The following is a 13,031-nucleotide window of genomic DNA, read 5'->3' as shown; positions in this document are numbered from 1 at the left end:
GACGACGCGGCCGGGGTGACGGCGGCGTTCAACAGGAACGTCCTGGCCGTCGTCAACCGGGAGTTGGGCGCCGACTTCGACCCCGGAGCCTTCGGCCTCCTTCTTGGCCTGGGCGGTGCCGGAGGAACCGGAGACGATGGCGCCGGCGTGGCCCATGGTCTTGCCCTCGGGCGCGGTGAAGCCCGCGACGTAGCCGACGACCGGCTTGGTCACGTTCTCCTTGATGAAGGCCGCGGCCCGCTCCTCGGCGTCGCCGCCGATCTCACCGATCATGACGATCAGGTCGGTGTCGGGGTCGTCCTGGAACGCCTGCAGGGCGTCGATGTGGGTGGTGCCGATGATCGGGTCGCCACCGATGCCGACGGCCGTCGAGAAGCCGATGTCACGCAGCTCGTACATCATCTGGTAGGTCAGCGTGCCGGACTTCGAGACCAGGCCGATGCGGCCCGGCTTGGTGATGTCGCCCGGGATGATGCCGACGTTGGACTGGCCCGGAGTGATGATGCCGGGGCAGTTCGGGCCGATGATGCGGGTCTTGTTGCCCTTCTTGCCGACGTACGCCCAGAAGGCGGCCGAGTCGTGCACCGCGATGCCCTCGGTGATCACGACGGCCAGCGGGATCTCGGCGTCGATGGCCTCGACGACCGCGTCCTTGGTGAACTTCTCCGGCACGAAGATGACGGAGACGTCCGCGCCGGTCTTCTCGATGGCTTCCTTGACGGTGCCGAAGACGGGTACCTCGGTGCCGTCGAAGTCCACGGTCTGACCCGCCTTGCGCGGGTTCACGCCGCCCACGACGTTGGTGCCGTCGCCGAGCATGAGCTTGGTGTGCTTCATGCCGGTGGCGCCGGTCATGCCCTGGACGATGACCTTGCTGTCCTTGTTGAGCCAGATAGCCATGGTGTCTTGGTGTCCTCGTCCTAGGTGCTTACTTGGCGGCGGCCAGCTCGGCGGCCTTGTCGGCCGCGCCGTCCATGGTGTCGACGCGCTGGACCAGCGGGTGGTTGGCGTCGGTGAGGATCTTCCGGCCCAGCTCGGCGTTGTTGCCGTCGAGGCGGACGACGAGCGGCTTCTCGACCTTCTCGCCGCGGTCCTCCAGGAGCTGCAGGGCCTGGACGATGCCGTTGGCGACCTCGTCGCAGGCGGTGATGCCGCCGAAGACGTTGACGAACACGGACCGGACGTCCGGGTCGCCGAGGATGATCTCCAGGCCGTTCGCCATGACCTGCGCGGAGGCGCCGCCGCCGATGTCCAGGAAGTTGGCGGGCTTGACGCCGCCGTGCTTCTCACCGGCGTACGCGACGACGTCCAGGGTCGACATGACCAGGCCGGCGCCGTTGCCGATGATGCCGACCTCGCCGTCGAGCTTGACGTAGTTGAGGTTCTTCTCCTTGGCGGCGGCCTCGAGCGGGTTGGCCGCGGCCTTGTCGTGGAGCTCCTCGAAGTCGGGGTGGCGGAACTCGGCGTTGTCGTCGAGGGACACCTTGCCGTCGAGGGCGATCACGTCACCGGAGGCGACCTTGGCCAGCGGGTTGACCTCGACCAGGAGGGCGTCCTCCTTGATGAAGGTGTCCCACAGCGTGACCAGGACGTCCGCGACCTTGTCGGCGACCTCGGCCGGGAACTTCGCGGCCTCGACGATCTCGCGGGCCTTCTCCGGCGTCACACCGTCGATGGCGTCGATCGGGGTCTTGGCGACGGCCTCCGGACGGGTGGCGGCCACCTCCTCGATCTCCATGCCGCCCTCGACGGAGGCGATGGACAGGAACGTGCGGTTGGCACGGTCGAGGAGGAAGGAGACGTAGTACTCCTCGACGATCTCCGGAGCGGTCTCGGCGATCATGACCTTGTGGACCGTGTGGCCCTTGATGTCCATGCCGAGGATGTCCGTCGAGCGGGCGACGGCCTCGTCCGGGGTGGCGGCCAGCTTCACGCCGCCGGCCTTGCCGCGACCACCGACCTTCACCTGCGCCTTGACGACCGACTTGCCGCCCAGCCGCTCGGTGATCTCGCGCGCCGCCTCAGGCGTGTCGATGACTTCACCGGCCAGCACCGGTACACCGTGCTTGGCGAAGAGGTCCCTCGCCTGGTACTCGAACAGGTCCACGCGCTTCCGTCCCTATCAGTGATCTCGCGGTTCGTTGGATGCGTGGGCGTGCCGCGAAGGGCAACGTGACGTCCGCTCTGTGTCACAAGGGAGGCGCACACGGTGTCCGAGCGCGCGGCATGTCCGTCTCGCAGGTTATCGCCGCTTCCGGGGACGCTCTAAATCGCAGGTCACACCTGAGCGGTGATACCGGTCACATGATGCAGCGTACGGGGCCCGTCGGGTGCGCGGAGCCTCACCGGGCTGGGGTCGGCCCGGTGAGGCCCCTTCCGCGTGCCCGAGGGGGCGCGTGCGCCGCCTCTGCGGGCACGGGGCGGGCGGTCCCCACCCCTTGGGGACCGCCCGCCCCGTCCGCGGGGTCTCCGCCCGGACGGACCGACGGTTTTCGGCCGTCCCGGACCCTCCGCCCCGCGGAGTCGGTCGGGCACCGTGCGAGAGCGTCCGCCGGACGCTGCTTCGCACGGCTCTACGTAGGCCTGCCCCCGGGGCGCGGCCGTACGAACGGGTACGGCGGCTGCGGAAACGCCGCCGTGAGGTCGGGCGCGGCGACCCCGCGAAGGGTCACCGGAACGGCTCTGTGGAGTCGTGCAGGTGACGCCGGGAGGCCCGCCGCCCTGGAGGTCGGGCACGGCGCCCCCCGGCGAGGGGCCACCGCACGGGTTCTGCGGTGTCGTGCAGGGTGTCGCTGGGAGGCCGAACGCCGTGGAGGTCGGGCCCGACGACCGCCCCGGCAAGGGGCGTGGAGGCCGGGCACAGCCGATCTCGCGCGGGTTCGCCGCATGGATTCAGGTGGCGCGGCGACTCCGCAGGAGGTCGCGCGCTGTCAGGGCTGCGGCGGCAGGGCGCGACGCGACCGCTTCGGCGGCGTCCGTGGGGAGCGGCGAAGGGGTGCGCGGCCGGCCGAGCGGGCCTGTGTCCGCCCCCGCGTGGCAGGCCGGGCGGGAGAGGCGGGGCTGTCTAGCCGGGGAAGAGGGGGATGTCCCCGTACAGGTCCCGGGTGCCGGCCGCGTCCGTGGACGCGGCGGCGCCGGGCACCAGCGGAAGCCGGGCCCGGCAGTTCAGGGTGACGGCGTGCGCGTCGCCGTGCCGTGAGGTGCCGCTGTCGGTCGTCGACTGGCTGAGCAGCGCGCCGTCCGTGTCATCGGCGGACGCTCGGTGCGAGGGGACGGGGCCGCTGCCGGCGGTGCGCCGGGCCGGGCTGTGCGCGGCGGCGTCGGGAACGACCGCCCCGCTGGTGAGGCGCGGTCCGAAGGCGAGCGCCGGCGTTCCGTCCCGCCCTCTTGCGGCGGGACCGGCAGGCGGCGCGGATGGCGGAGACGGCGCGGCGGCGCCCGGCTGCGGCGCCTCGGGGGCCGGGTTGTCCGGTTTGTTCGGGTCGTAGGGCGCCGGTAGCACCTGACCGGGCCGCTCGGAGACGTCGGGCAGGTCGGGAACAGGGGGCAGGTCCGGCAACGACGGCGACGTCGGCAGACCTGGCAGCGAGGGAGCCTCGACACCGGTCCCGGCCAGCCCCTCGACCACGCTCTCGACCAGGTCCCCGACCGGCCGCAGGACGTGCGTGCCGACGGCTCCGGCGACGGAGCCGGTCACCGGGCGGAGCACGTCGTCGGCGGACCGCGCGGGCAGGCGGTCCGTGCGCGACGAGCCGGTGGCGGAGGAACCGTCGCCGGTGGACGCCGCCCCCATGTCCGCCGCCGTCGCCCAAGGACCCACGAGCCCGGGGGTGTCCGTACCCGGACGCGCGGAGGTGCCCGTACCCGGACCGGTCACCCCCCGTTCCGTCGCGCCGTCGGCCGACGGCCGCGGACCGTACGCCGCAGCCGGCACCGTGATCGTGGCCGTGCCGTCCGAGGGGGGCGCCGCTCGCCCGGCGGCCTGCGCCCGCTCCCCGCCGAGGAACCCGAGCAGGAACAACGCGCCCAGCAGCAACCCCAGACGCAGCGCACGCCGCCCGGCCACCGTGCGCGGAACGCGCAGGGCGGCGGCGCCGGACAGGGCTGCTGGCCAGGTCAAAAGGGGGTTGTTCCTCCCGTACGGCGGACAACTGACGGGGCGCTACGACGCGGTAGGGGCCGGACGGCGCGCTGCGCGCCGCCGGCAGAGCGACGATCCTCGCACGCGCCTCCCGAGGTTGCACAAGCCCTCCGTTACTGATGGACGGTCCTGTCCGTTTTGGGGGCGGGGCCGGTCACCGCACGGTCGGCGGAGCCCCGCCTCCCTTCCAGTGCGTCAGGCGGCGTCGGGTACGGGCAGCGGCCGCTTCTCGATCGCCGCCGCCATCACCTCCGGGAACAGGTCGGGTGTGCAGGCGAACGCCGGTGCGCCGAGCGCCGACAGCGCGGCCGCGTGCTCACGGTCGTAGGCGGGCGCCCCCTCGTCCGACAGGGCGAGCAGCGTCACGAACTGGACGCCCGACGCCTTCATCGCCGCCACCCGCTTGAGCATCTCGTTCCGTATGCCGCCCTCGTACAGGTCGCTGATCAGCACCACCACCGTGTCGGCGGGGCGGGTGATCCGCGACTGGCAGTACGCCAGCGCGCGGTTGATGTCCGTGCCGCCGCCGAGCTGGGTGCCGAAGAGGACGTCGACCGGGTCGTCGAGCTGGTCGGTGAGGTCGACGACCGCCGTGTCGAAGACGACCAGCCGCGTGCTGAGGGACCGCATGGACGCCAGCACCGCCCCGAACACGGACGCGTACACCACGGACGCCGCCATCGACCCCGACTGGTCGATGCAGAGGACGACCTCCTTCTTCACCGACTGGGACGCGCGCCCGTAGCCGATGAGCCGTTCCGGCACGATCGTGCGGTACTCGGGCAGGTAGTGCTTGAGGTTGGCCGCGATGGTGCGGTTCCAGTCGATGTCGTGGTGGCGGGGCCGGCTGACCCGGGCGCTGCGGTCGAGGGCACCGGTGAGGGTGGCCCGGGTACGGGTGGCCAGCCGCTTCTCCAGGTCCTCGACGACCTTGCGGACGACGGCTCGCGCCGTCTCCTTCGTCGTCTCCGGCATCGCCTTGTTCAGCGACAGCAGCGTGCCGACCAGGTGCACGTCCGCCTCCACCGCCTCGAGCATCTCCGGCTCCAGCAGGAGCGTGGACAGCCCCAGCCGGTCGATGGCGTCCCGCTGCATGACCTGCACGACGGACGACGGGAAGTACGTCCGGATGTCGCCGAGCCACCGCGCCACCGAGGGCGCCGAGGCGCCGAGCCCCGCCGAACGCTCCCGTCCCGTCCGCGGTGCTTCGCCCTTGCCGTAGAGGGCGGCGAGCGCCCCGTCCATCGCGGCGTCCCGGCCCGAGAGCGGGCATCCGGTGCCGTCCGCCGCGCCACCGCCGAGCACCAGCCGCCAGCGGCGGAGGCGCTCCTGTGCCGCATCGTCGAGTTCCCTGCTCACGCGCCCGCTCCCGTCCCGCACTCCGCGACGACCGTGTCCTTCACACCGACCCGCGCGTTCCGCACCCCGGCCCACAGATCCGTCCCGCCGGAATCCCCCTTGCGTCCGGTGCCCCCCGCGCCGCGCGACCGCCCGCGGGTCCGGTCCGCCCCGGTCATCACGCCACCCCCGTCAGTTCGCCGGCGACCCGCTCGCCGGGCTCGTCGAGGCCCAGCAGCAGCCGCACCACCGGCAGTACGGCGTCCGCCCGCTCCGCGTCGAGGTCCGCGGCGAACCCGGGTACGCCGGCCGCCGCGGCCCCGGTCGCACCGGCCGGGCCCGGACCGCGCCGGACCAGTTCGCCGAGGGTTCTGCGCACCCCGGGCTCGTACGCCGAGAAGGTCCGCCGCAGCAGCGGCAGCACATCCGTGAACGCCTCCGCCGGCACGCCGGTCAGCCAGGCGTCGACCAGGCCCAGCAACCGCTCGTCGTGGACGAGCAGCAGGCCGCCCCCGCCGCCGACGAAGCCCTCGATCCAGGCGGCCGCGTCCGCCGGCGGCGTGCCCGGCGACAGCACCAGGCCCATGAGCCGCGCCGCCTCGTCGGGCCCGAGTTCGCCGTCGTCCAGCAGGAGCCGCACGGAGCGTCCCCTGATGACACCGGGCACCGTGTCCCGCCCCGACAGCACCCGCAACACGGAGTGCCAGCGGCCGCGCAGGTCGCCGTGCCCGGCGACGACGGTGCCGCCCAGCAGGCCCACGGCTGCGTGGACGGCGTCCACATGACGCCGCATCTCCTCGGCCGCGTCCGCGTCGAGCGCGGCGCACGCCGGGGGAAGGCCGACGAAGACCCGTTCGGCCAGGCCCGCGGCGACCTCCGCGAGTGCCTGCGTGTCCGTACCGCGTACGTCGCCGTAGCGCAGGGAGCGGACCAGGGCCGGCAGCGCCTGGGCGAGGTGTCCGACGTCCGCGTCGAGGGCGGCCCGGTCGGCCAGGACCCGCATCACCACCGGCAGCGCGTCCGGGAGGCCGGCGAGCAGGCAGCGCTCGGCGAGCGCGGTGACCTCGCCGAGGGCCTGCGCGGCGACCGCGTCCGCTTCCGCCTTGGCGGTCGCGGCGCCGAGCACGGTGGTCCCCCACACCCCGACCTCGGCGATGCGCACCGACAGCTCGGGCTCCCAGCGCAGCCGCCACGTCTCGCGGAAGGTGCCCGTGCTGCCCCGTGACGCGGCGGGCTCGCCCCAGCCGACGCCGAGCAGCCGCAGCCGGTGCAGCAGTCTGCTGCGCCCGGCGTCCGTCTCCTTGCGCAGGTCGAGCTCCAGTGCCTTCTCCAGCGCCTCCGGTGTGAGCCGCAACCGCCGCTGGTGCCGGGTGAGGTCCCGCTGCAGGGGCACGGCGGGCGCCGACTCGGGGACCTGCCCCAGTACGTCCCCGACGACGAGCCGGTCCCGCACGAGCGCGAGCGGCACGTCGGAGCCGTCGCACATCACCGCGCGGACGGCGTCCGTCGTCTCGCTCAGCCCCGGCAGCGGCCGGCCGCGGACCGCGGCGAGCGTCCCGGCCAGACGCACCGCCTCGATGACGTGCGCGGAGGAGACGATCCGGTCCTCCTCCCGCAGCAGCCCCGCCACCTTGGTCAGCCACCGCTCCACGGGCCGGTCCGGCACGCCGAACAGATGGGCGTACCAGCCCGGCGAGTCGATGCCCGCCCCGTAGCCGCCGGCCCGGGACAGCCTGCGGTGCGTCCACGGCACCCACGTCATGTCCGCCTTGACCTTGGGCAGCCCCTTGAGCAGCGCCCGGTCGGCGGTGACGGGAGCCTTCCGGCGCAGCGCGGGCACGTGCCAGGCCCCGCACACCACGGCGACGCCGTCCCCGAACTCCCGCTGCGCCGCCCGCACCTGGAGCCGCATGTACGCCTCGCGCACGAGGTCCCGTTGGTGCCCTCCGCTTCCGTAGGCCTCCCGCAACGCGGTCATGGCCTCCTCGAGCACGAGGAACGGGGCGAAGGCGTCGGACGTCCCCGCGCCCCGGTGCTCGACGACGTCCTCCCACCAGCGCTCCGGGTCGTCGTACCCGGCGGCCTCGGCGAGCACGGCGAGCGGGTCGACGCGCAGTTCGTCGGCGGGCGGGTGCTCCGTGGTCCCCTCCTCCTCGGAGCCGCCCTCCCCCGCTTCCGCGTCCGCGGGGGCACCGGTGCCCGGTTCCCCGGGCGGCCCGGCGTCCGTGCCGCCGCTGCCGTCTCCCTCCCACACCAGCGTGTGCGTGGCCGGCAGGTCGATGAAACGGACCGGCACCTCGTGCCGCAGGGCCCAGCGCAGGGCGACCCACTCCGGGGAGAACTCGGCCAGCGGCCAGAAGGCCGAGCGGCCGGGCTCGTCCACGGCGTGCGCGAGGAGCGCGACCGGCGGCCGCATGCCCTCGTCCGCGGCCAGCGGGACGAGCGCGTCGGCCTCCGGCGGGCCCTCGATCAGGACGGTGCGCGGCCGCGCGGCCTCCAGCGCGGCCCGCACCGCCCGCGCGGAACCGGGCCCGTGGTGCCGCACGCCGAGCAGCAGCGGCTGTCCGCCGGGCGGCCGGGCGCCGCCCCTGTCACCTCCCGTCACACCGTCCCCCTCGCCCGCCGGTCCAGCTGGGGTCGCCGTTGCCGTGACGCCGGTCGCGGATCACGCGCTCACCTCCCGGCAGGCCCGGTAGAAGTCCTTCCAGCCGTCGCGCTCGCGGACCACCGTCTCCAGGTACTCCTGCCAGATGACGCGGTCGGCCGCCGGGTCGCGCACGACCGCGCCGAGGATGCCCGCGGCCACGTCGCCGGCCCGCAGCACGCCGTCGCCGAAGTGGGCCGCGAGCGCGAGTCCGTTGGTGACGACGGAGATCGCCTCGGCGGTGGACAGGGTGCCGCTGGGCGACTTCACCTTCGTCCGGCCGTCGGCCGTGACGCCGTCGCGCAGTTCGCGGAAGACGGTCACCACGCGCCGGATTTCGTGGATGCCGTCGGGCACGGCCGGCAGGTCGAGGGAGCGGCCGATCTGGTCGACCCGGCGGGAGACGATGTCGACCTCGGCCTCCGGCGACTCCGGCAGCGGCAGCACCACCGTGTTGAAGCGGCGGCGCAGCGCGCTGGAGAGGTCGTTGACCCCGCGGTCGCGGTCGTTGGCGGTGGCGATCAGGTTGAAGCCCCGGACCGCCTGCACCTCCTCGCCCAGCTCCGGTATCGGCAGGGTCTTCTCCGACAGGATCGTGATGAGCGTGTCCTGCACGTCGGCCGGGATACGGGTCAGCTCCTCGACCCGGGCCGTCATGCCTTCCGCCATGGCCCGCATGACCGGGCTGGGCACGAGGGCGTCGCGGCTGGGGCCGTGCGCCAGCAGCCGCGCGTAGTTCCACCCGTACCGGATGGCCTCCTCCGGAGTGCCCGCGGTGCCCTGCACCAGCAGGGTCGAGTCGCCGCTGACCGCCGCGGCCAGGTGCTCGGACACCCACGTCTTGGCGGTGCCGGGCACGCCGAGCAGGAGCAGGGCGCGGTCGGTCGCGAGGGTCGTGACGGCCACCTCGACGATGCGGCGCGGACCGACGTACTTCGGCGTGACGACCGTGCCGTCGGGGAGTGTGCCGCCGAGGAGGTAGGTGGCAACGGCCCACGGCGACAGCTTCCAGCGGGCGGGCCGCGGGCGGTCGTCCTGCGCCGCGAGCGCGGCGAGTTCCGCGGCGAAGGCGTCCTCGGCGTGCGGTCGCAGCGCGTCCGGTCCGCCCGCCTCCGTGGAAATGGACGCGTCCGCGTTCGCGGGCGCGGAGTGGTGCTGACTCGGTTCGACGGATGTCGGGTCGACGGACACAGACATGGCTGAGGCCCCCTCCAGCTCGGCCGGTTCGGATCTGTCACCACCGTGCACCACGGCACTGACAATGCGCTCCCACCTGCACGAACGCGATGTCGACGCTGATTGTCAGTGGGGGGACCTACCGTCGACGACATGACTCAGCAGGGGGTGCGCTGGAGCGCGGACCAGGTGCTGGCGCTGGCGCCTGACGCCGCGTCACGCAAAGCGGGAAGCAAACTCGGCGCGGCCGGGCCGTGGTCCGAGGCGGGCAGTTGCGACGAGGGGACGGTGTGGGGGCTGTGCAAGGGCAGCGGCAGCCGGCCGTACCGGACGGTCGTCGACATCGCGGATCCCGCGGGGCCCGCGTACAAGTGCACGTGTCCGAGCCGCAAGTTCCCGTGCAAGCACGCGCTCGGGCTGCTGCTCCTGTGGGCCGGCGGCGACGCCGAGGTGCCGTCGGCGGCGCAGCCACCGGACTGGGCCGGGCAGTGGGTGGCCGGCCGGCGCAAGCGTGCGGAGGCCATGCAGGACGCGAGCGCGACGGGAGCCGCGCCGGGCGCCGCCGATCCGGAGGCGGCGCGGCGCCGTGCGGAGCGGCGGGCCGAGCGGGTCACCGCCGGGGTGACGGAGCTGGAGCAGCGGCTGGCCGACCTGGTGCGGGGCGGTCTGGCCGCGGCCGAGCGGGCGGAGTACGGCCTCTGGGAGGAGACGGCGGCCCGCATGGTCGACGCGCAGGCTCCGGGCCTGGCGGCGCGGGTGCGCGAGCTGGGGGCGATCCCGTCGTCCGGGCCCGGCTGGCCGGTACGCCTGCTGGAGGAGTGCGCGCTGCTTCATCTCCTGGACCAGGGCTGGCTGCGGCGTGAGCGGCTGCCGGAGGGCCTCGGGGCGACGGTCCGCTCCCGGGTCGGCCTGCCCGCCGCCGCGGACGGCCCGCCGGTGCGGGACCGCTGGCTCGTCCTGGCGCAGTACGACACCGCGGACGCGAAGCTGACCACACGGAGGATCTGGCTGCACGGCGCCGGCTCCGGCCGTACGGCCCTGGTCCTCTCCTACGGCGCCGGCGGCCGCGCCCCGGAGACGGTACTGCCCGTCGGCCTGGCGCTGGACGCGGAGGTGTCCGCCTACCCGGGCAGCGGGCAGCACCGCGTGGCCCTGGGCGAGCAGTTCGCGGCTCCCGCTCCCACGGACATACGTCCGCCCGGGGTGACGACGGCACAGGCGGCGGCCCACTACGGAGCGGCCCTGCGGGAGGACCCGTGGCTGGAGTCGGTCCCGGTGACGCTGGACCGGGTCGTGCCCGTCCCGGACGGCGACGTCTGGCAGCTCGCCGACGCCTGCTCCGACACCGCGCTGCCCGTGGCCCCGGGCTCCCGTACCGGCTCCGGCCTGTGGCGGCTGGTCGCGCTGTCGGGCGGAGCCCCGGTCAAGGTCTTCGGCGAGTGCGGCCACCGTGGCTTCACTCCGCTGACCGCGTGGCCGGAAGGCCCCGGGCACGCCGTGACGCTGCGCTGAACAGGTGAAGACGGTGCGTGCGCGAGCCTTCACGGATCGTGTTCCGCGCGTCACCGGCCATCCCGCACGGCGCCCCGACCAGCGTGAACGGAGACGCGGTCACGGCGCACCGGGCGCCGGCGACCGCCGACCGCTGCGCCCTTTCCGTCCCGATCCGCGCATTTGTTCCGTCGCACGGGAAACTCGTTCCCGGGTGACCTTTTCCTTGACTCCCAACCGCCCGGCAACGGAAAGGAACCACATGACCAGGATCTCCGCTCCAGGGGAAGCGCCCGTGCCGGGCGGCTGGGAGGAGTTGGTCACGACCGCCCTGCTCGGCACGGACCGCCGCACGCTCCGGGGCGGCTCGCCCGGCCGGAACGCCCCGGTGGCGCTGCTGGACGCGGCGGCCATGGAGACCGTGCGGCGGCGTGCGGGACTGCGTCCGGCACCGGTGGCACAGCGCCCGGAGCCGGCGCCCGTGGATCCGCGCCCGCCGCTGCCGGCCGCGGCGGCCCGCAGGCTGGCGATGCTGCTGGCCGACCGGCCGGGCACGCGAGGCGGAGGCCGCCGGGGAACGGCCCCGGACCTGGTGGAGCTGCTGCCCCAGTGGCTCCAGGCGGTGAACGCGTGCGGTTACGCGGCACCTCCGGAGGCGCTGCCCGCGCTGCTGGACGCGGCGCGCGGCCGCACCGACCTGCGTCCCGCGGTCCTGGCCTTCGCGGGTCCGCGCGCGCTGTGGCTCGCCCGGCTCAACCCGGACTGGCGGTTCGCCCTGCGGGCGGTCCCGGGCGGCGGTGCGGCGCTGCCCGGCGCCGAGGACGCGGACCGGGTCCGGCGGCTGTGGGAGGAGGGCCTGTTCGCCGAACGGGTCGCACTGCTGGCGGCGCTCCGCGCACGCCGGCCCGCGGCCGCGCGCGACCTGCTCGCCACCACGTGGGCGTCGGAGCGGGCCGAGGACCGGCTGATGTTCCTCGACTCACTGCGCGAGGGGCTGGGCCCGGACGACGAGCCGTTCCTGGAGCAGGCGCTGGCCGACCGCAGCCGCAACGTACGGTCCACGGCGGCGGAGCTGCTGTCGTCGCTGCCGGGATCGGCGCTCGCCGCCCGGATGGCGGCCCGCGCGGGCGCCTGCGTGGCCGTCGACCGCACGGAGGGGGACCCGAGGATCGTCGTCGAGGCGCCGCACGAGTGCGACGCCGGCATGGAGCGGGACGGCGTCGTCGCCAAGGCGCCGTCGGGACGCGGCGAGCGGTCGTGGTGGCTGGGCCAGCTGGTGGAGGCGGCACCGCTCGGGACCTGGTCCGCACGGCTCGGCGGACGCACGCCTCAGGAGATCGTGAGCCTGCCGGTGGCGGACGACTGGCAGAGCGAACTGCACGCCGCGTGGTGCCGGGCCGCGGTACGGCAGGGGGACGCCCGGTGGGCGCGGGCCCTTCTCGGGGCGCCTTCGGCGCCCGAGGCCGGCGGTCCCGGCGCGGTGTCCCTGGCCGAGCGCGCCAAGCTGCTCGGCACCCTGGGCCCCGCCGAGCGGGCCGACTGGGTCGCCGGGTTCATCGCGACGCACGGACTGTCCGAGGCGTTCCAGCTGCTGGGAGTGTGTGCGGTGCCGTGGGAGGAGCCGCTTGGGCGGGCCGTGGTCGACGCGCTGAACATTGCGCGGGATGCGGGGAGTTACCCATGGAGTTTCAGTGGAGTGATGGGACTGGCCGAGCGGTGCCTGGATCCTTCGCAGGCGAGCCGTCTGGACGGCCTGCTGGCGGTGCCCGCCGACACGGAGGACGCGTCGCCGGGGGCCGGCGGCTACTGGGCGGAGGCGTTCCAGCGGCTCGTCACGACCTTGCGGCTGCGCGCGACGATGGCCGCCGAGCTGGGCCCACCGCCACCGGCCGCCTGAGCGGCGGGCGGCGCTCCCGCCCGGAGCGTGCCCCCGGGAGTCACGGTGGGCCGGGGCGGCCCGACGGCCGACCGGCCGGCGGGCGCCGGAGCGCCGGACAGCCGGTCCGCCGGCAGCGGGCCGGCGAAGGGCGGCCCGGCGAGGACCAGTCCCCGGCGAAGCCCGCGCGCCCGGAGCGCCGCGGCGGCCCGGAGCGCCGGGCCGCGCCCGTGACCCCCGCCCGCGCGCCCCTGGACCCGCCGCCGCGGCCGCTAGTGCCGCGGCAGGCAACGTTTGCCCGTCAAGGAGCGGCGTCCGGTGCGTGCTCTCGGCGTGCCGGCCGGACGCCCTCGTACTGGATGTAC

Annotated in this window: 7 protein-coding genes and 2 pseudogenes; 3 read left to right on the top strand and 6 right to left on the bottom strand. The window is 74.8% G+C overall.

What is annotated here, in order from left to right; translation table 11 throughout:
* Positions 1-93: pseudogene (locus tag ACWDNY_RS29710) on the top strand (L-histidine N(alpha)-methyltransferase); the annotation flags it as partial.
* On the opposite strand, the pseudogene sucD reads toward ACWDNY_RS29710, so the two are convergent.
* The 6 genes and pseudogenes from sucD to ACWDNY_RS29680 form a co-directional block, all read right to left on the bottom strand.
* Positions 70-900: pseudogene (sucD, locus tag ACWDNY_RS29705) on the bottom strand (succinate--CoA ligase subunit alpha); the annotation flags it as partial. The pseudogenes ACWDNY_RS29710 and sucD overlap by 24 nt on opposite strands.
* A 28-nt stretch (positions 901-928) precedes the next feature.
* Entirely contained in the window at positions 929-2,107 is a 1,179-nt protein-coding gene (sucC, locus tag ACWDNY_RS29700) for an ADP-forming succinate--CoA ligase subunit beta (RefSeq protein WP_451648913.1), read from the bottom strand.
* Positions 2,108-3,064: 957 nt separating this feature from the next.
* Entirely contained in the window at positions 3,065-4,120 is a 1,056-nt protein-coding gene (locus ACWDNY_RS29695; RefSeq protein WP_451648912.1) for a hypothetical protein, read from the bottom strand.
* A 216-nt stretch (positions 4,121-4,336) separates the two neighbouring features.
* On the bottom strand, positions 4,337-5,500 hold the full coding sequence (locus ACWDNY_RS29690) for a vWA domain-containing protein (protein ID WP_451648911.1): 1,164 nt from the start codon (positions 5,498-5,500) through the stop codon (positions 4,337-4,339).
* 157 nt (positions 5,501-5,657) lie between these two features.
* Positions 5,658-8,084, bottom strand: a complete 2,427-nt coding sequence (locus tag ACWDNY_RS29685) for a DUF5682 family protein (protein WP_451648910.1) — start codon at positions 8,082-8,084, stop codon at positions 5,658-5,660.
* A gap of 60 nt (positions 8,085-8,144) precedes the next feature.
* Entirely contained in the window at positions 8,145-9,320 is a 1,176-nt protein-coding gene (locus tag ACWDNY_RS29680) for an ATP-binding protein (RefSeq protein WP_451648909.1), read from the bottom strand.
* 132 nt (positions 9,321-9,452) lie between these two features.
* Between ACWDNY_RS29680 and ACWDNY_RS29675 the strand changes: the two genes are divergently transcribed.
* Positions 9,453-10,811: an SWIM zinc finger family protein gene (locus ACWDNY_RS29675; protein WP_451648908.1), complete on the top strand. Its 1,359-nt coding sequence runs from the start codon at positions 9,453-9,455 to the stop codon at positions 10,809-10,811.
* A gap of 241 nt (positions 10,812-11,052) precedes the next feature.
* Positions 11,053-12,687 carry a DUF5691 domain-containing protein gene (locus ACWDNY_RS29670; RefSeq protein ID WP_451648906.1) on the top strand — a complete coding sequence of 545 codons (1,635 nt, stop codon included), beginning with the start codon at positions 11,053-11,055 and terminating at the stop codon, positions 12,685-12,687.
* Positions 12,688-13,031 lie beyond the last annotated feature (344 nt).

It is taken from the genome of Streptomyces sp. NPDC003697, assembly GCF_053587115.1.
Note: the sequence above shows the minus strand (reverse complement) of the source record. Positions and strands in the feature narration are given on the sequence as shown.

Coding starts and splice junctions, on each gene's coding strand:
- ACWDNY_RS29675 (WP_451648908.1), top strand. CDS start 9,453: ATGACTCAGCAGGGGGTGCGCTGGAGCGCGGACCAGGTGCTGGCGCTG.
- ACWDNY_RS29670 (WP_451648906.1), top strand. CDS start 11,053: ATGACCAGGATCTCCGCTCCAGGGGAAGCGCCCGTGCCGGGCGGCTGG.
- ACWDNY_RS29680 (WP_451648909.1), bottom strand. CDS start 9,320: ATGTCTGTGTCCGTCGACCCGACATCCGTCGAACCGAGTCAGCACCAC.